The organism is Crossiella sp. SN42 (assembly GCF_023897065.1).
GTDB lineage: Bacteria > Actinomycetota > Actinomycetes > Mycobacteriales > Pseudonocardiaceae > Crossiella.
The window spans coordinates 1-14,652 of record NZ_JAMHIV010000071.1; the positions used below are offsets into that span (position 1 = coordinate 1).

A 14,652-nucleotide genomic window follows, 5' to 3' on the forward strand; every position below is an offset into this window, starting at 1 on the left:
CGCTGACGCGCCACGCCTCTTCGCACCAAGTAGGCGCCACGCCCATTTCGCGACGAGCAGAGGGCTGGTTCTGGTTCGCGTTGGGGCTGTCTCGCGAGCTGTGGAAGGCCCCCTGCTCGGGCTTCACCCGCCCGAATAGGTGAGCCGGGGCCACGGCCGTATCCTGGGACCATGGCCCCGAAGCCCCCCAAGCTGGACAAGGCGGCTGCCAAGGAAGCAAGCCGCGAGCGTCGTGCCGCGTCCAAGGCACGCCGCAAGCAGATCTTCGAAGCGTTCAAGATGCAGCGCCGTGAGGACAAGTGGCTGTTGCCGCTGATGATCCTGGCGCTGCTGGGCAGCACGGGCGTGGTGTTCGGGATCGGCTGGCTCATCGGCTACCCGTGGGTGGTGCTGCCACTGGGCATCGCCATCGGCGCGTTGCTCGCGGTGAGCATCTTCGGCCGCCGCGTGCAGCGCAACGTGTACTCCAAGGCCGACGGCCAGCCCGGCGCGGCGGCGTGGGCGCTGGGCAACCTGCGCGGCAAGTGGCGGGTGACCCAGGCGGTCGCGGGCACCACCCAGCTGGACGCGGTGCACCGGGTGCTCGGCCGCCCGGGTGTGGTGCTGATCGGCGAAGGCGTGCCGCACCGGGTGAAGCCGCTGCTCGCGCAGGAGAAGAAGCGCATCGGCAGGCTGATCGGCGACACCCCGATCTACGACGTCATCGTCGGCAACGACGAGGACGAGAAGCAGGTCCCGCTGCGCCGCCTGCAGACCCACCTGTCCAAGCTGCCGCGCAACATCACCGTGGCGCAGATGGACATCATCGAGAAGCGACTGGCCGCGCTGGCCAGCCGGGGCGCCGCGCTGCCCAAGGGCCCGCTGCCGCAGGGCGCGAAGATGCGCAACGTGCAGCGCACCATCCGCCGCCGGTGATCCGGCTCTAACGCGCGATCGTGACGACGGTGCGGGCGACGTGGTCGTGCAGGCCACGTCCGTCCACATCCATCACCAGCGGCGGGATCACCAGGCACAGCAGCAGGGTGCGCAGCACCGAGTGCCCGAAGGACAGCCGCTCCCCGGTCAGCGAGGCCGGTTTGATCCCGACCACCCAGTGGCCCGGCGTGCGGCCGAAGACGGCCAGGCTGACCACGGTCAGCAACGCGAACAGCGCGATCGTGGACACCGCCGGGTTGGTGGTGAGGAAGTTGCCGACCGCCGCGCACGGCACCCAGTCGATGAGCAGCGCCAGGAACCGGCGCCCGGTCCCGGCCACCGAGCCCAGCCCGGACTCCGGCAGCCCGAGCCGCTCCCCTCGGTAACCAGGCTCTTCGGCCGGATCACCCTCCCGCGCCGCGCCCGGTCCTGACAACCACGAACCCGTCCACCTGCTCACGGTGTCAAGGGTAGGCCGGGCGGATGTGGTTGCCCCGACCAGGTGGTGCCGTTCCCCGAGATGGGGCGTCGTTAACACCGGTGAAACACTCGGGTGATGACCGAGCAACACCATGGTCATACGGTCACTCGCAACAGGGCCGGCTCTGCGCCGGTTGTCCTGACGGCGTGTGAAGACGCCGGCCCTGCCGGCACAACAACGAAGGAGCCAACGAGGGTGTTCACCAATCCCGACGAGGTCCTGAGCTTCATCGCCGACAACGGCGTGAAGTTCATTGACGTGCGGTTCTGCGACCTGCCCGGCATCATGCAGCACTTCACCGTGCCTGCCGCCTCGTTCGAGCGCGACACGTTCGAGGAAGGCCTCGCCTTCGACGGCTCCTCGGTGCGCGGTTTCCAGTCGATCCACGAGTCCGACATGCTGCTGCTGCCCGATGTGGCCACCGCGCGGCTCGACCCGTTCCGGATCGAGAAGACCCTCATCATCAACTTCTTCGTGCACGACCCGCTGACCCGGGAGCCGTACAGCCGCGACCCGCGCAACATCGCGCGCAAGGCCGAGCAGTACATCACCGAGTCCGGCATCGCCGACACCTGCTTCTTCGGGCCGGAGGCGGAGTTCTACCTCTTCGACTCGGTGCGCTTCGAGAACCGGGAGAACGCCTCCTTCCACGAGGTCGACTCGGTCGCTGGCTGGTGGAACACCGGCGCCGACGAAGAGGGCGGCAACAAGGGCTACAAGGTCAAGTTCAAGGGCGGCTACTTCCCGGTCTCCCCGACCGACCACTTCGCCGACCTGCGCGACAAGATCACGCTGAACCTGATCGACTCCGGCTTCACCGTCGAGCGCGCCCACCACGAGGTCGGCACCGCGGGCCAGGCCGAGATCAACTACAAGTTCAACACCCTGCTGCACGCCGCGGACGACCTGCAGCTGTTCAAGTACATCGTCAAGAACACCGCGTGGGCCAACGGCAAGACCGCCACCTTCATGCCGAAGCCGCTCTACGGTGACAACGGCTCGGGCATGCACGCCCACCAGTCGCTGTGGAAGGAAGGCGCCCCGCTCTTCCACGACGAGTCCGGCTACGGCGGCCTGTCCGACACCGCGCGGCACTACATCGGCGGCCTGCTGCACCACGCGCCGAGCCTGCTGGCCTTCACCAACCCGACGGTGAACTCCTACCACCGCCTGGTGCCGGGCTACGAGGCCCCGGTGAACCTGGTCTACAGCTCCCGCAACCGCTCGGCGTGCATCCGCATCCCGATCACCGGCAACAACCCCAAGGCCAAGCGCGTCGAGTTCCGCTGCCCGGACTCCTCCGGCAACCCGTACCTGGCCTTCGCCGCCATGCTGATGGCCGGCCTGGACGGCATCAAGAACAAGATCGAGCCCCCGGCCCCGATCGACAAGGACCTCTACGAGCTCCCCCCCGAGGAAGCCAAGAACGTCCCCCAGGTCCCCGGCTCCCTGGGCGAGGTCCTGGACAACCTGGAGCGCAACCACGACTTCCTCCTCGAGGGCGGCGTGTTCACCCCAGACGTCATCGAGACCTGGATCTCCTACAAGCGCGAGAACGAGATCGACCCGATCCGCCTCCGCCCGCACCCGTACGAGTTCGCGCTCTACTACGACGTGTGATCCGCAGTAGCTGAACAACGGCCGGTCCCGTCACCCGCGGGGCCGGCCGTTCGCACGTTGTCTGGTTCTCCTACCACCCAAGTCCGTCGCGATGCCCCCTGGCAAGCGCTCCCTCTTCAATGCCGATTTTTTCTTCATCGGCAAGACGGCGCAAGGCAGCTCTCATGGACTTGTAGTCAACATGCGGCGGCACGTCGATTGCCCACAAGTATCCAGTCGTATCGATTTCCCAGGAGCAGTTGAAGCCAAGGAGCGCGGCGCTGACGAGGTCTGCCGCACCGTCCTCCTTGATTATGGCGCGGACCGTCGAATGTCCGGACTCCGACACGATCTCCTGGAACACGAGCTCGCGACGCTCATGATCACCTCTGACGCGCACAACGTCGCCGAGCGCGATTCCCTTTACGTAGAAGGGAGTGTTGCGAACCGCGACCTCCATCTTCACGGAGGTCTTCTCAGCCCAGAGTCGCTCCGTAGTGGCACGAGCCCAATGGGCGATATCGTCAGGTAGATCGAAAGCCACCTTGTAGAGCCTCTCGGACTTAACCCCCGGAGCAGGCTCGTCGGCACCAGCGCTGCCGGAAATCTCTGAACTCATCATCCCAACCCTGCAGAGTCTTCGGCTCCTTTGTCACAATCACGTCGACAGTAGGCCACTACCCCATTGTTTCCGCATGCGCGGACCATGAGAAACGCACCCCGGCCGGTGAGCTGCTCCACGAGAACCAAGATCGCCGCATACCTCCCGACCCGCATGGCGCACATTGGCTACGTGAGATCTCCTCTGCACCGCCTGGCCACCGACGGCTACCCAGCCAACAGGTCCCGGCAGATCCGGGGCAGCACCTCCCCGATCGGCTCCCGGATCACCTCGACCGCGTGCTCGTCATACGGCGTCGGCGCCGCGTTCACCACCACCAGCTTCGCCCCGCCGCGCACCGCCACCGCGCACAACGAGGCCGCCGGCTCCACCTGCAGCGAGCTGCCCACCGCCAGGAACACCTCGCTCGCCGCCGCCACCGCGCGGGCCTTGCCGATGACCTCGCCGTCCAGCTGCTGCCCGAACAGGATCACCGCCAGCTTCAGGATCCCGCCACAGTCCACACAGGACGGATCATTCTCACCGACCCGGACGCGGTCCAGCACCTCGGGAGTGGGAGTCGTTGCGCCGCAACCACAACAGACGGTCTGGTGCATGCTGCCGTGCAGTTCGAGCACCTTGCGGGCGGGCACCCCGGCGCGCTGGTGCAGGCCGTCGATGTTCTGGGTCAGGACTCGGACGGCGGGGCCGCCCGACAGGTCGGCGAGGGCCTGGTGGGCTGGGTTGGGTTGGGCGCGCCAGGCCGGGTGGTCCAGGTAGCGCTGCCAGAAGCGGTGGCGGATCTCCTGGTCGGTGAGGAAGTTGTCCAGGGTGAACAGGTTGGCGAGCTTGGGGTCGCGGGTCCAGATGCCGTCGGGGCCGCGGTAGTCGGGGATGCCGGAGTCGGTGGAGATGCCCGCGCCGGTCAGCACGGCGATCCGGCGCACCCCGCGCGCCCAGTCCGGTCGCAGCTCACTCATGGCGACCGACCCTAGTCAAGCCTTGGCCGATCGGACGATCGATTTGTGGCGCAGACTGGCACCATGCGTCTCCCGCACGGCTCCACCAGCTTCAACGTCGCCACCCCCGCACCAAACCCCGCCGAGTTCCGCACCCTCTGCGAGGCGGTGGCGCGCGAGCTCGGCGCCCGCGTCGAGGAGTTCCTCCTCCCCCACGCGACGCCGAACTACACCACCGGCCGGATCCGCGAGGGCCAGCGCCGCTTCGACCTGTTGTGCCACAACGCACTCCACCTGCTCGCCTTCGCCGAACCACCCGAGAACCCCGGCGCACCACCGGTCTTCCGCGACGAACCGCGCTGGGCGGCAACCCTGACCGCCTGGTCGAGCTTCCGCGTCTACACCGCGGCGGAGCTGAACACATCACTGTCCACAGTGGACCTCAGCGAGCTGAACGCCCACGAGCACAAGCAAATCAGCCATTGGCGACCGGCGACCGTCGGCGAGCTGACCTTCAACCACTGGGACTGACCGCTCAGCCCAGTGGCGGCAGCATGGCCTGGGCGTCCGCACCCTTCATCCACAGGCCGATGGCGAAGGCGGCCGTGGCCTCCAGCAGGGCGGCCCTGGACAGTGGGCCGGCCACCACCGGCGTGCAGCCCAGGTCCCGGACCAGGCTCCCGGTCTGGTCCAGGGACTCGGGGTGGTCGCCGCACAGGGGGACCAGGACCGGGCGGGCGGCGAAGGCCAGCGGGGTCATGCGCCAGATGTCGACGTGGCACAGGTTGAAGGCCTTCACCACGTGGGCGCCCGTGGTGGCGAGTTGCTCGGCCAGGGAGGCGCCATCGGTGGTGAGGGTCCAGTCCGGGCCGACCGGGTTGGTGCAGTCGATCACGGTTCGGCCCGGTGGCAGGTTCGCCGCGGTCAGCACGTCCAGGGCCGCGGCGGCGGGCACGGCCAGCAGCAGGACCTCGGCGAAGGCGGCGGCCTCGGCGTAGTCGCCGGTGCGGGCGCCCAGGCGGTTGGCCAGCGGGGCTGGGTTGGTGCGGGTGGCGATCATCAGGTCGTGGCCGTGCCGCGCCCACTGGGTGCCGAGGGCGTCGGCCATGCCGCCCGCGCCGAGAATGCCGATGCGCATCGTGTTGCCTTCCGGTTGGAGTTCCACTGCCGCAACGGTAGGAAGGGCGATGGGCACCGAACGGTGTGCGACGGCTCGGGCAGGCTGGGGCGGTGTTCATGGCGGAGCGGGACTACCTGGCCGACTGCCGGGCGCGGCTGGCCTTCGACCTGATGGCCAACACCTGGAACCCGGTGGTGCTGTGGGCGCTGCGGCACGGGCCGCGGCGGCCGGTGCAGCTCCGCCGGGACATCGGCGGCATCCGCACCAAGGTGCTCACCGAGACCCTGCACCGGCTCGCCTACAACGGCCTCATCGCCAGGGACAGCTACCGGGAGGCGCCACCGCGGGTGGAGTACCGGCTGACCGAGCTGGGCCGCAGCCTGCTGGGGCCGATCGAGGCCTTCGGCGCGTGGGCGTACCGGCACGGCGACGAGGTCATGGCGGCGCAGGAGAGCTTCGAGCAGCTCAGCGGCTAGACAGACCGAGGGCCGGGCAGCGTGTCGCCGCCCGGCCCTGGGACTCCTTGAGTCAGCGGGTCAGGACTGGTGCTCCCGGCGCTGGGCCTCCGCCTGCGCCCGTTCCTTGCGGGCGCGCGCGGCCTCGGCCAACAGCATGGGCGAGGGGGCACGGTGCACCGGCGATGTGCGAGTGGCCTGGTCTCCGGCGGCCCGTGGCGACTGCCCGTTCTGCTCGACCATTACGTCCTCCTCCAGCCGGGTACTAACCAACTGCCCACGAGGCTAGGCCGCTCCGCGTCACCCCATCAGGCGAATCTGGGATAGCGGAGAGTTTCGGAATCGTTTCCGAAGAGTCGGAAAGTGATCGTAAACACGCAGTTGACCAGCACTTTTGGCCGAAAGGCAGGGGTCCGTCCGACCTACTGGAGTTGCTCCAGATGTCTGGACAAGATCTTCAGAATTCGTCCTCTTGCTCGTCGTCCTCGGCGTCGGAGAGGTACAAATCGACCGAGAACGGGCAGGGCAGGCCGGCCAGCCGGGCGGTCAGCTCCGGGGTGAAGGTGAGCTGGCCCTGGCCGTTGGTGGCCTCCACCGTGCACCACACGTCGACCTCGTAGTCCCCGGCCAGCCCGGCGAGCGTGCCCAGCTTGCCGTCCAGCTCAGCCAGCAGCCACTCCAGATGCGCCGAGAGCGGCTCCTCGGGCTCGGCCTCGCTCTCCAGCAGCCACATGGACTGCTCCCGAGGGGTCGAGATGCTCTTGCCGATCGGCTCGCCGCGCTCGGCCGAGGTGGTCGGCTCCAGGTCAAGGGCCTCGGTGACCGCGGCCGCGGCCGCCTTGGTGCTGAACAGTCGCAGGGACGCGCTGGCGCGGGAGATGGCCACTCTCAACTCCTCGGGACGGAGCCTTCATCCTGGCAGACCAGCGGGCACGCTCAACCGCCGAGCAGGGCATCCCTGGTGACCTCCAGCTGGCCGTGGTGCTGGGCCAACTCCTCGTAGACGTGCAGCAGCGCCGCGCCCTGGGTGAGGGTGCCGAGGAAGGTGCGCCAGTGTGGCGGCGCCTCGCCCCGGACCTGCTGGTCGAACTCGGCGGCGGTCACGTCCGCGGCCAGCCGGGCGCGCACCGCGGCGGTCCGCTCGACCAGCTCGGCGACCGGCCCGGAGGCGGTGAACTCGGCCGCCCGGTCCCGCTCGACCTCCCGCCCGGAGACCACCTGACCGCTCCAGAACTCGATCACGCCCAGGCAGTGGGTGAGGATCTGGTACGGCGTGTTCGCCCCGGGCAGGTCCGGTTTCCGGTTGGCCCGCTCATCGCCCAGTTCGAGCAGGATCCGGGTCATCCCGTCCAGCGCTCGATCGACGTAGAACAGGTACTCCGCCTCGCTGACCATGCTCGCGCCTCCCCGCACTCCGGCTTGTCGGCGAGTAGCTTGCCAGGCGTGACCGACAGTCTCCGCGAAGATGAGCCCGATGTGCCCACCCGCATTGTCAGCCACTTCTACGACAACCTCGCCGACGCGGTCGAGTCCCTGGAGGCCGCCGAGCGGCTCGGACTCGGCGTGACCGTGCGCAACCGCGTGGTCCTGCAGAGCGCCCCCGACGACGGCGGCGAGGTGCTGCTGGAGGAGTGGGTGGTCGACGTCTACGACGCGCCGCCCATGGAGGACGACGAGGACGACCTCCCCGACGAGGACGACGAGGAGATCGCCGTGCCCGCCGGGGAAGCCGCCCCGTAGCTCAGCCGACGGTCAGCACGAGCTTGCCGCGGACGTGCCCCTCCTCCAGGAGGCGGTGCGCCGCGGCGGCTTCGGCCAGCGGGAAGCTCTGCTGGATGTCCACCCGCAGCCGCCCGCTCGCGGCCAGGTCGCCGAGGTAGGTCAGCTGGGCCCGGTCGGCCTGGACGAAGACGTACTTGCCGCCCTGGGCCAGCACCTCGGCGCCGACGATCGAGGAGTGCCGCGCCGGGTCCCTGACCAGGCGCGGCGAGTCGGCCAGGGCCTGGCCGCCGACCAGGTCGACGACCGCGTCCACCTTGCCGTCGCCACCGAGGAGCCCGGCCACCCGTTCCACCAGGCCGTCGCCGTAGCTGACCGGTTCGGCGCCCAGTTCGCGCAGGTAGTCGTGGTTGCGCGGGGAGGCGGTGCCGAGCACCCGCTTGGCGCCCAGCTCCCTGGCCAGCTGCACCGCGACGTGCCCGACCCCGCCCGCGGCGGCGTGCACCAGCACGGTGTCGCCGTCACCGACGCCGGCCGCGGTCAGCGCCTGCAACGCGGTCAGCCCGACCAGCGGCAGCGCGCCCGCGGTCACCCAGTCCAGGCCGGCCGGCTTGCGCACGATGGCACGCTGCGGGGCGGCCACCTGCTCGGCGTAGGCGCCGTGCTGCACGCTGTCCTTGCGGATGTAGCCGAAGACCTCGTCACCGGGGGCGAACTCGGTGACGTTGGGGAACACCGCGGTCACCACCCCGGCGAGGTCCCAGCCGGGGATGAGCGGGAAGTGGTGCGGCAGCACGCCTTGCAGGTAGCCCTGGCGGATCTTGAAGTCCACCGGGTTCACCCCCGCGGCACGCACCTGGACCAGCGAGTTCTCCGGACCGAGGATCGGGTCCGGCAGCTCCTGGAGGCGCAGCACCTCTGGTCCGCCGAACTCCTCGAACGCGATTGCCTTCACCGTCAGGAATCGTAGAACAGCCGCTCCACCACCGCTCGGGCCCGACGGGTGACCCTGCGGTACTCGTCGACGAACTCCCCGGGATCGGTCGCCGCCGGATAGCCCATCGCGCGGGCCACCGCGGCCAGCTCCCGGCCCTGCCTGGGCAGCTGGTCGGTGGGTTTGCCGCGCACCAGGGTGGCCGCGTTGCGGGCGCGGGTGGCCATGTTCCAGGCCGCCAGCAGCGCGGCGGTGTCGGCGGGCTGGATCAGCCCCGCGGTCTCCGCGGCGGCCAGTCCGTCCAGTGTGGACGGTGTGCGGAGCTCGGGCACGGCGTGCGCGTGCTGGAGCTGGAGCAGCTGGATGGTCCACTCGATGTCGGCGAGCCCGCCGCGGCCCAGTTTGGTGTGCGTGGCCGGGTCGGCGCCGCGGGGCAGCCGCTCGGCGTCCACCCTGGCCTTGATCCGGCGGATGTTGAGCACGCTGGCGTGCTCCAGCCCGGCGGCCGGGTAGCGCACCGGATCGATCATCCGCTGGAACCGTTGGCCCAGTTCGGGATCGCCCGCCACCGGCCGGGCCCGCAGCAGCGCCTGCTGCTCCCACACCTCGGCCCATTGGGTGTAGTAGGCGCGGTAGGACTCCAGCGTGCGCACCAGCGGCCCGCTGCGCCCCTCGGGCCGCAGGTCGGCGTCGACCTGCAGGGCCGGGTCCTGGCTGGGCGCGCCGAGCAGCCTGCGGACCAGTTCGGCGACCGCGGCCGCGTACCGCACGGCCTCGTTGTCCTCGGCTCCGGCCACGGGTTCGCACACGAACAGCACGTCGGCGTCGGAGCTGTAGCCGAGCTCCGCACCGCCCAGGCGACCCATGCCGATCACCGCGATCGTGGCCGGGCGCGAGCCGCGTTCGGCGGTGACCGCGCGGCAGGCCGCGTCCACCGCGGCCTCCAGCACCGCCACCCATACGCTGCTCAGCGCGGCGCACACCGCGGGCAGCTCCAGCTCGCCGAGCAGGTCCGCGCAGGCCACCCTGAGCAGCTCGTGCCTGCGCATCGACCGGGCCGCGGTGACCGCGGTGACCGGGTCGGTGTAGCGGGAAACGGTGCTGCGCAAGGAGGTCGCCACCTCGGCGGGGTCGCGACCGGCCAGCGCGGCGGTGTCGGCGAGCAGCCGCAGCACCTCCGGCGCGCGCACCAGCAGGTCCGGCACCACCCGCGAGGTGCCCAGCAGGAAGGCCAGCCGCTCGGCCACCGCGCCCTCATCGCGCAGCAGCCGCAGGTACCAGGGCGTGGTGGCCAGCGCCTCGGACACCCGGCGGTAGGCGAGCAGCGCGCCGTCCGGATCGGGGCTGTGCGCGAACAGGTCCAGCAGCACCGGCAGCAGCGCGCCCTGGATCGCGGCCCGCCGGGACACCCCGTTGGTCAGCGCCTCGATGTGCCGCAGCGCGCCGTCCGGGGCGGCGTAGCCGAGCGCGGCCAGCCGCAGCGTGGCCGACTCGGTGGACAGCCGCAGCCCCTCGCTGGGCACCCTGGCCACCGCCTCCAGCAGCGGCCGGTAGAACAGCTTCTCGTGCAGCCGCCGCACCCGGTTGCAGTGCGCGCGGAACTCGGCCTGCAGCACCGAACCGGAGCTGCGCCGCCCGTCCGGCCGGACCCCGGCGGCCCTGGCCAGCCAGCGCAGCCCGGTCCGGTCGTCGTCGGCGGGGAAGAGGTGGGTGCGCCGCAGCCGTTGCAGTTGCAGGCGGTGTTCCAGGGTGCGCAGGAACCGGTAGGACTCGGCCAGCCCGGCCGCGTCCGCCCGCCCGACGTAGCCGCCGTGCCCGAGCACCCGCAGCGCGTCCATGGTGGAGAGCACCCGCAGCTCGGCGTCCCCGCGCCCGTGCACCAGTTGCAGCAGCTGCACCGCGAACTCGACGTCCCGCAGCCCGCCCCGGCCCAGCTTCAGCTCCCGGTCACCGAGCCCGGCAGGCACGTGCTCCTCGACCTTGCGCCGCATGGCCTGCACGTCGACGACGAAGTGGTCCCGGTCCCCGGCCGACCACACCATCGGCGCGAGTGCGTCCACATAGGACTGTCCGAGCTCGGCGTCCCCGGCCACCGGCCGCGCCTTGAGCAGCGCCTGGAACTCCCAGGTCCGCGCCCACCGCTTGTAGTAGGCGACGTGCCCGTCCAGGGTGCGCACCAGCGCGCCGGCCTTGCCCTCGGGCCGCAGCGCCGCGTCCACCTGGAAACAGGCCTCGCCTGCCACCCGCATCAGCGCCGCGGCCAGCCGGGTGGCCATCCCGGCATCGCCCTCGGCGACGAAGATGACGTCCACATCGCTGACGTAGTTGAGCTCGCGCGCCCCGCACTTGCCCATCGCGATCACCGCGATCCGGCAGGGCATCTCCGCCGCGTCGGCGGGCACGACCTCCCGCACGCCCACGGCCAGCGCGGCTTGCAGCGCGGCCCCGGCCAGATCGGACAGCAGCGCGGCGACGGTCTCGTAGGACACCTCGGGCGCGGTGCCGTCGACGGTGGGCGCCAGGTCGGCGGCCGCGATGCGCACCAGCTCCAGCCGGTAGGCCTCGCGCAGCGCCCGCACTGCCTCCGCACCGCGCAGCTGCGCGCGCCACACCGGCTCGGCGGGGTCGGCGCCGACCGCGGCGAGCAGCCGCCCGGTCAGCTCGGCGACCTCGGGCAGCGGCACGTCCAGCGCGCCGTCCAGCGCGTCCAGCCGGGCCGGGTCGGCGATCAGGAAGTCGGCCAGCGCACTGGAGGCGCCGAACACCGCGAACAGCCGGGCCCGCAGCCCCGCCTCGGTGTGCAGCCGCTCGTCCAGCACCGGCCAGCCGGTGCCGAGGGCCTCGCGCAGCCGGACCAGGCTGCGCAGGGTCAGGTCGGGATCGGCGCTGCGGGAGAGCGCGGCGAGCTTGGTCTCCGCGCCGGGCCTGCCCCACCAGCCGACCTCGCCGAGCAGGTCCGCGGCCCGCGGATCGGTCAGCCCGAACCGCGCGGGCGAGGGGGTGGCCCTGGGATCGGTGAAGGTCATCCGCTACACCAGCGGCAGCCGGCGCCCGGGCGCCGCCGCGCTCAGCTCACCCGAGGCCAGCTTGACGAACCGCTCGGTGAACGGCTGCCACACCTCGGCCAGGTCCTGATGCCGCTCCACGAGGTGTTCATATTCCAGGTGACCGCGCGGCGCGAACGCGGCCTCCTCCGGCGAGTGCTCCGCCCAGCGTTGTACCAGCTCAGGCGTGGTCTCGATGTGGAACTGGAGCCCGTAGGCGTTGTCCCCGACCCGGAAGGCCTGGTTCGGGTACTTCGGCGAGGAGGCCAGCAGCGTCGCCCCGCCGGGCAGGGTGGCGATCTCGTCGGAGTGGTACTGCAGCACGTCCGGCGTCATCGGCATCGGCCCGAACAGCGGGTCCTGCGCCGCCGCGTCCCGCTTGGCCACCAGCAGCGTGCCCACCTCCGGCCCGGCCTCCCCCGGCCGCACCTGACCGCCGGTGGCCGCCGCCAGCAGCTGCCCGCCGAGGCAGATGCCCAGCACCGGCACCCGCCGCGCCACCGCGTGCGCGAGCAACGCCCGCACGTCCTTGAGCCAGGGGTGCTCGGCGTCGTCGTAGGCGCCCATCTCTCCGCCGAGGCACACCACCGCCTGGTAGCCGTCCAGGCTCGCCGGGATCGGCTCCTGCCCCGCGCGGACCAGGTGGATCTCGGCGCCGGCGTCCAGTAGCCAGTCGGCGAGCGGGCCGAGCGGATCCAGATCGGAGGGCTGGACAACAAGCACCGAGGTCATGCCAGAAAGCCTAGGCGCTGCCCGTCAGCAAGCGCAGGCCACCGCCCGGTGGACATGATCACCCGGCCCCGCCTCCCCCTCCACCGGATACCCCGCGGCCAGCCAGGCCCGGATCCCCCCGGACAACCGCTTCACCCGAAACCCCAGCCCCGCCAACCGCGCCGCCCCCTTGGTCGCCGCATTGCACTCAGAGCTCTCGCAGTAGCAGACATAAACCAGCCCCCGGTCCAGCCCCGCCGTGCTCTCCGCCGTCAGCTCGGCATACGGCAGGTTGATCGCCCCCGGAATGCGCGCGGCCGCGAACGCCTCCGCCCGCCGACACTCCACCAGCACGTATCCCTCGGCCGTCCCCGCCACCAAATCCCGGTGCACATCATCCGGATCCGCCTCGAAGGCAAGCTCCGCGGCGAAGTGCGCGGCCGCCACCGCGGGTTCGGCCGGCGGAAAACGAAGCACGTTCGATGTGGTCTGCATGGGGAAAATTCTCGGGCAGTGGGACGCGCTCGAACATGGCCCCTTCCTGGTTCTAGCCTGGCCGTGCCTGTGTTTCCCCGCGAAAACCGAGCTTTGACGAGGGATATTGCCCGTGGACCTCGACGACCTGGACTGGCGCATCCTGGAACACCTCCAGCAGGACGGCCGGATGACCTTCACCGAACTGGCCCGCCGGGTCAACCTGTCCGCCCCGGCCACCACGGAACGGGTCCGCAGGCTGGAGCAGCTGGGCGTGATCACCGGCTACGCCGCGGTGGTCGACCCCCAGCTGCTCGGCCTGCCCATTCAGGCCATCGTCCGGGTCAGGGTCCGGAGCCTGGACTCACCGAGGTTCCGGGAACGGGTGCTGGCCCTGCCGTCGGTGTGCGACGCCGACCACGTGACCGGCGACGACTGCTGGCTGCTGCGCGTGCGCTGCAAGTCCATGGGCGAGTTGGAGGGCCTGGTCGACCACGCCCAGCAGTACGGCGAGACCACTACTTCACTGGTGTTCTCCTCCCACGTCCGCAACCGCCCCGTCAGCAGCCCCGGCTGAGAACTCGATCTCGCTGACATCCAGCACCGGCCGGTACCCCAGCCGCGGATAGATCCGGTTCGGCACCGGATCCCCAAGATCGGTGAACAGCACCACATCGGTAGCCCCCTGCCGCACCGCCCACTGCGAGGCCGCCGCCGTAACCGCCGAGGCATACCCGTTGCCCCGAAACTCCGCCGGCGTGTACACGTACCGGATCCGCGCCATCCCCCCGCTGGGCACATTGGTGAACGCCAACGAGACGGGCACCCCCTCCACCTCCCACAGGAAGTGCGGATCCCCAGCCTCAAACGCCGCCAGCACCCCAGCCCGCTCATCCACGGTCGAGGCCCCAAACCCCGCCAGGTTGAACGCCTCCCGCCACCGCGCCAACAGCTCGAGATCCCCCGGCCCGCCAACCCGAGCCGCCCCAACCACTTCCGGCATGACCAACTCCCCCAACCGGAACGTCCGCATCGCCGCCCGCACCCGCGAGACACACCCGGTCCGCTCAGTCCAAGCCCGCGCGAACACCTCAGCCACCTCCCGCGGCCCCGACACGAAGTTCAGCTCCGGCACGTGCAAGGCCATCGCGTCCACGGTCGCCGGAACAGCCGCCAGCGGCAGCCCCCCAACAAGAACGGGCCAAGGCGGAGTACGCAGAGCAGCACCAACCAGCGCGCCGGAGTTGTCGTGCACAGTCAGCATCAACAGGCCGGCCCGATCAGCCTCGCCCCCCGCCAGCATCCGCTCCATGACGGTGATCGCCACGGTGTTGCGAACCGGATCAGCAAGAAAGTGCGGCCCCGCAACCTTCCAGAACAGCTCCACATTCCCGTGCACCTGCGCATCCATATACCCAGAGTGCGCCGCCCCCGAGACCAGTGCGACCGATTTTGCAGCCATGCCAGGAGGACAACCGAGTGCCGGAGAGACGGGACCGAGAAGCACAGGTGGCGCGGCTGAGGAAGCAGGCCCGGAGCTGGCCAGCCGACGGGGCGCGGGCGGCGAAGGGGGCGCACCGGGTGCCGGGTGCCGGGTGCCGGGTGCCGGGTGCCGGGTGCCGGGTGCCGGGTGCCGGGTG

18 protein-coding genes are annotated in these 14,652 nt (G+C 70.8%); 6 read left to right on the forward strand and 12 right to left on the reverse strand.

Going from position 1 to position 14,652, the window contains the following annotated elements; translation table 11 throughout:
* Positions 1 to 171: 171 nt before the first annotated feature.
* Positions 172 to 915 (forward strand): DUF4191 domain-containing protein, encoded by a 744-nt coding sequence (locus tag M8C13_RS44000; RefSeq protein WP_252486809.1) that lies wholly within the window; start codon positions 172 to 174, stop codon positions 913 to 915.
* A 7-nt stretch (positions 916 to 922) separates the two neighbouring features.
* Here the strand turns inward: M8C13_RS44000 and M8C13_RS44005 are convergent, their stop codons facing one another.
* Complete coding sequence (locus tag M8C13_RS44005) at positions 923 to 1,375, reverse strand: RDD family protein (RefSeq protein ID WP_252486810.1); 453 nt, start codon at positions 1,373 to 1,375, stop codon at positions 923 to 925.
* 216 nt (positions 1,376 to 1,591) lie between these two features.
* Between M8C13_RS44005 and glnA the strand changes: the two genes are divergently transcribed.
* Positions 1,592 to 3,016, forward strand: coding sequence for a type I glutamate--ammonia ligase (glnA, locus tag M8C13_RS44010; RefSeq protein ID WP_252486811.1), 1,425 nt, complete (start codon positions 1,592 to 1,594; stop codon positions 3,014 to 3,016).
* A gap of 70 nt (positions 3,017 to 3,086) precedes the next feature.
* Here the strand turns inward: glnA and M8C13_RS44015 are convergent, their stop codons facing one another.
* On the reverse strand, positions 3,087 to 3,614 hold the full coding sequence (locus M8C13_RS44015) for a DUF4265 domain-containing protein (protein WP_252486812.1): 528 nt from the start codon (positions 3,612 to 3,614) through the stop codon (positions 3,087 to 3,089).
* 209 nt (positions 3,615 to 3,823) lie between these two features.
* A complete protein-coding gene (locus tag M8C13_RS44020; protein WP_252486813.1) occupies positions 3,824 to 4,576 on the reverse strand; it encodes a Sir2 family NAD-dependent protein deacetylase in 753 nt (250 codons plus the stop codon).
* Positions 4,577 to 4,639: 63 nt separating this feature from the next.
* Between M8C13_RS44020 and M8C13_RS44025 the strand changes: the two genes are divergently transcribed.
* Complete coding sequence (locus M8C13_RS44025; protein WP_252486814.1) at positions 4,640 to 5,086, forward strand: hypothetical protein; 447 nt, start codon at positions 4,640 to 4,642, stop codon at positions 5,084 to 5,086.
* A 4-nt stretch (positions 5,087 to 5,090) separates the two neighbouring features.
* On the opposite strand, the gene M8C13_RS44030 is transcribed toward M8C13_RS44025, so the two are convergent.
* Positions 5,091 to 5,720 carry an NAD(P)-binding domain-containing protein gene (locus tag M8C13_RS44030; protein ID WP_308202922.1) on the reverse strand — a complete coding sequence of 210 codons (630 nt, stop codon included), beginning with the start codon at positions 5,718 to 5,720 and terminating at the stop codon, positions 5,091 to 5,093.
* Between the two features lie 71 nt (positions 5,721 to 5,791).
* Here M8C13_RS44030 and M8C13_RS44035 point away from each other — a divergent pair, with 71 nt between their 5' ends.
* The gene (locus M8C13_RS44035; protein ID WP_252486826.1) at positions 5,792 to 6,151 is read left to right on the forward strand and encodes a helix-turn-helix domain-containing protein; all 360 of its coding nucleotides are present in this window, start codon (positions 5,792 to 5,794) and stop codon (positions 6,149 to 6,151) included.
* 60 nt (positions 6,152 to 6,211) lie between these two features.
* On the opposite strand, the gene M8C13_RS44040 is transcribed toward M8C13_RS44035, so the two are convergent.
* The 3 genes from M8C13_RS44040 to M8C13_RS44050 all read right to left on the reverse strand — a co-directional run bounded on the left by M8C13_RS44040 (position 6,212) and on the right by M8C13_RS44050 (position 7,525).
* Positions 6,212 to 6,373 carry a hypothetical protein gene (locus M8C13_RS44040; RefSeq protein ID WP_252486815.1) on the reverse strand — a complete coding sequence of 54 codons (162 nt, stop codon included), beginning with the start codon at positions 6,371 to 6,373 and terminating at the stop codon, positions 6,212 to 6,214.
* Between the two features lie 214 nt (positions 6,374 to 6,587).
* Positions 6,588 to 7,016 carry a DUF4279 domain-containing protein gene (locus tag M8C13_RS44045; RefSeq protein ID WP_252486816.1) on the reverse strand — a complete coding sequence of 143 codons (429 nt, stop codon included), beginning with the start codon at positions 7,014 to 7,016 and terminating at the stop codon, positions 6,588 to 6,590.
* A 50-nt stretch (positions 7,017 to 7,066) separates the two neighbouring features.
* Positions 7,067 to 7,525 carry a DinB family protein gene (locus M8C13_RS44050; RefSeq protein ID WP_252486817.1) on the reverse strand — a complete coding sequence of 153 codons (459 nt, stop codon included), beginning with the start codon at positions 7,523 to 7,525 and terminating at the stop codon, positions 7,067 to 7,069.
* A gap of 48 nt (positions 7,526 to 7,573) precedes the next feature.
* Between M8C13_RS44050 and M8C13_RS44055 the strand changes: the two genes are divergently transcribed.
* Entirely contained in the window at positions 7,574 to 7,870 is a 297-nt protein-coding gene (locus M8C13_RS44055; protein WP_252486818.1) for a hypothetical protein, read from the forward strand.
* A 1-nt stretch (position 7,871) separates the two neighbouring features.
* Here M8C13_RS44055 and M8C13_RS44060 read toward each other — a convergent pair whose 3' ends face one another.
* The 4 genes from M8C13_RS44060 to M8C13_RS44075 are packed head-to-tail and all read right to left on the reverse strand — an operon-like array spanning position 7,872 to position 13,033.
* Positions 7,872 to 8,804 (reverse strand): NADP-dependent oxidoreductase, encoded by a 933-nt coding sequence (locus M8C13_RS44060; RefSeq protein WP_252486819.1) that lies wholly within the window; start codon positions 8,802 to 8,804, stop codon positions 7,872 to 7,874.
* A gap of 2 nt (positions 8,805 to 8,806) precedes the next feature.
* Complete coding sequence (locus M8C13_RS44065) at positions 8,807 to 11,809, reverse strand: bifunctional [glutamine synthetase] adenylyltransferase/[glutamine synthetase]-adenylyl-L-tyrosine phosphorylase (RefSeq protein ID WP_252486820.1); 3,003 nt, start codon at positions 11,807 to 11,809, stop codon at positions 8,807 to 8,809.
* 3 nt (positions 11,810 to 11,812) lie between these two features.
* A complete protein-coding gene (locus M8C13_RS44070) occupies positions 11,813 to 12,559 on the reverse strand; it encodes a type 1 glutamine amidotransferase (protein WP_252486821.1) in 747 nt (248 codons plus the stop codon).
* Between the two features lie 24 nt (positions 12,560 to 12,583).
* Positions 12,584 to 13,033: a rhodanese-like domain-containing protein gene (locus M8C13_RS44075; RefSeq protein ID WP_252486822.1), complete on the reverse strand. Its 450-nt coding sequence runs from the start codon at positions 13,031 to 13,033 to the stop codon at positions 12,584 to 12,586.
* A gap of 112 nt (positions 13,034 to 13,145) precedes the next feature.
* Here M8C13_RS44075 and M8C13_RS44080 point away from each other — a divergent pair, with 112 nt between their 5' ends.
* Entirely contained in the window at positions 13,146 to 13,589 is a 444-nt protein-coding gene (locus M8C13_RS44080) for an Lrp/AsnC family transcriptional regulator (RefSeq protein ID WP_252486823.1), read from the forward strand.
* On the opposite strand, the gene M8C13_RS44085 is transcribed toward M8C13_RS44080, so the two are convergent.
* A complete protein-coding gene (locus M8C13_RS44085) occupies positions 13,536 to 14,423 on the reverse strand; it encodes a GNAT family N-acetyltransferase (RefSeq protein ID WP_252486824.1) in 888 nt (295 codons plus the stop codon). The two genes, M8C13_RS44080 and M8C13_RS44085, sit on opposite strands and share 54 nt — an antisense overlap.
* Between the last annotated feature and the right edge of the window lie 229 nt (positions 14,424 to 14,652).

Coding starts and splice junctions, on each gene's coding strand:
- M8C13_RS44000 (WP_252486809.1), top strand. CDS start 172: ATGGCCCCGAAGCCCCCCAAGCTGGACAAGGCGGCTGCCAAGGAAGCA.
- M8C13_RS44015 (WP_252486812.1), bottom strand. CDS start 3,614: ATGAGTTCAGAGATTTCCGGCAGCGCTGGTGCCGACGAGCCTGCTCCG.
- M8C13_RS44020 (WP_252486813.1), bottom strand. CDS start 4,576: ATGAGTGAGCTGCGACCGGACTGGGCGCGCGGGGTGCGCCGGATCGCC.
- M8C13_RS44025 (WP_252486814.1), top strand. CDS start 4,640: ATGCGTCTCCCGCACGGCTCCACCAGCTTCAACGTCGCCACCCCCGCA.
- M8C13_RS44035 (WP_252486826.1), top strand. CDS start 5,792: ATGGCGGAGCGGGACTACCTGGCCGACTGCCGGGCGCGGCTGGCCTTC.
- M8C13_RS44040 (WP_252486815.1), bottom strand. CDS start 6,373: ATGGTCGAGCAGAACGGGCAGTCGCCACGGGCCGCCGGAGACCAGGCC.
- M8C13_RS44050 (WP_252486817.1), bottom strand. CDS start 7,525: ATGGTCAGCGAGGCGGAGTACCTGTTCTACGTCGATCGAGCGCTGGAC.
- M8C13_RS44065 (WP_252486820.1), bottom strand. CDS start 11,809: ATGACCTTCACCGATCCCAGGGCCACCCCCTCGCCCGCGCGGTTCGGG.
- M8C13_RS44070 (WP_252486821.1), bottom strand. CDS start 12,559: ATGACCTCGGTGCTTGTTGTCCAGCCCTCCGATCTGGATCCGCTCGGC.
- M8C13_RS44075 (WP_252486822.1), bottom strand. CDS start 13,033: ATGCAGACCACATCGAACGTGCTTCGTTTTCCGCCGGCCGAACCCGCG.
- M8C13_RS44085 (WP_252486824.1), bottom strand. CDS start 14,423: ATGGATGCGCAGGTGCACGGGAATGTGGAGCTGTTCTGGAAGGTTGCG.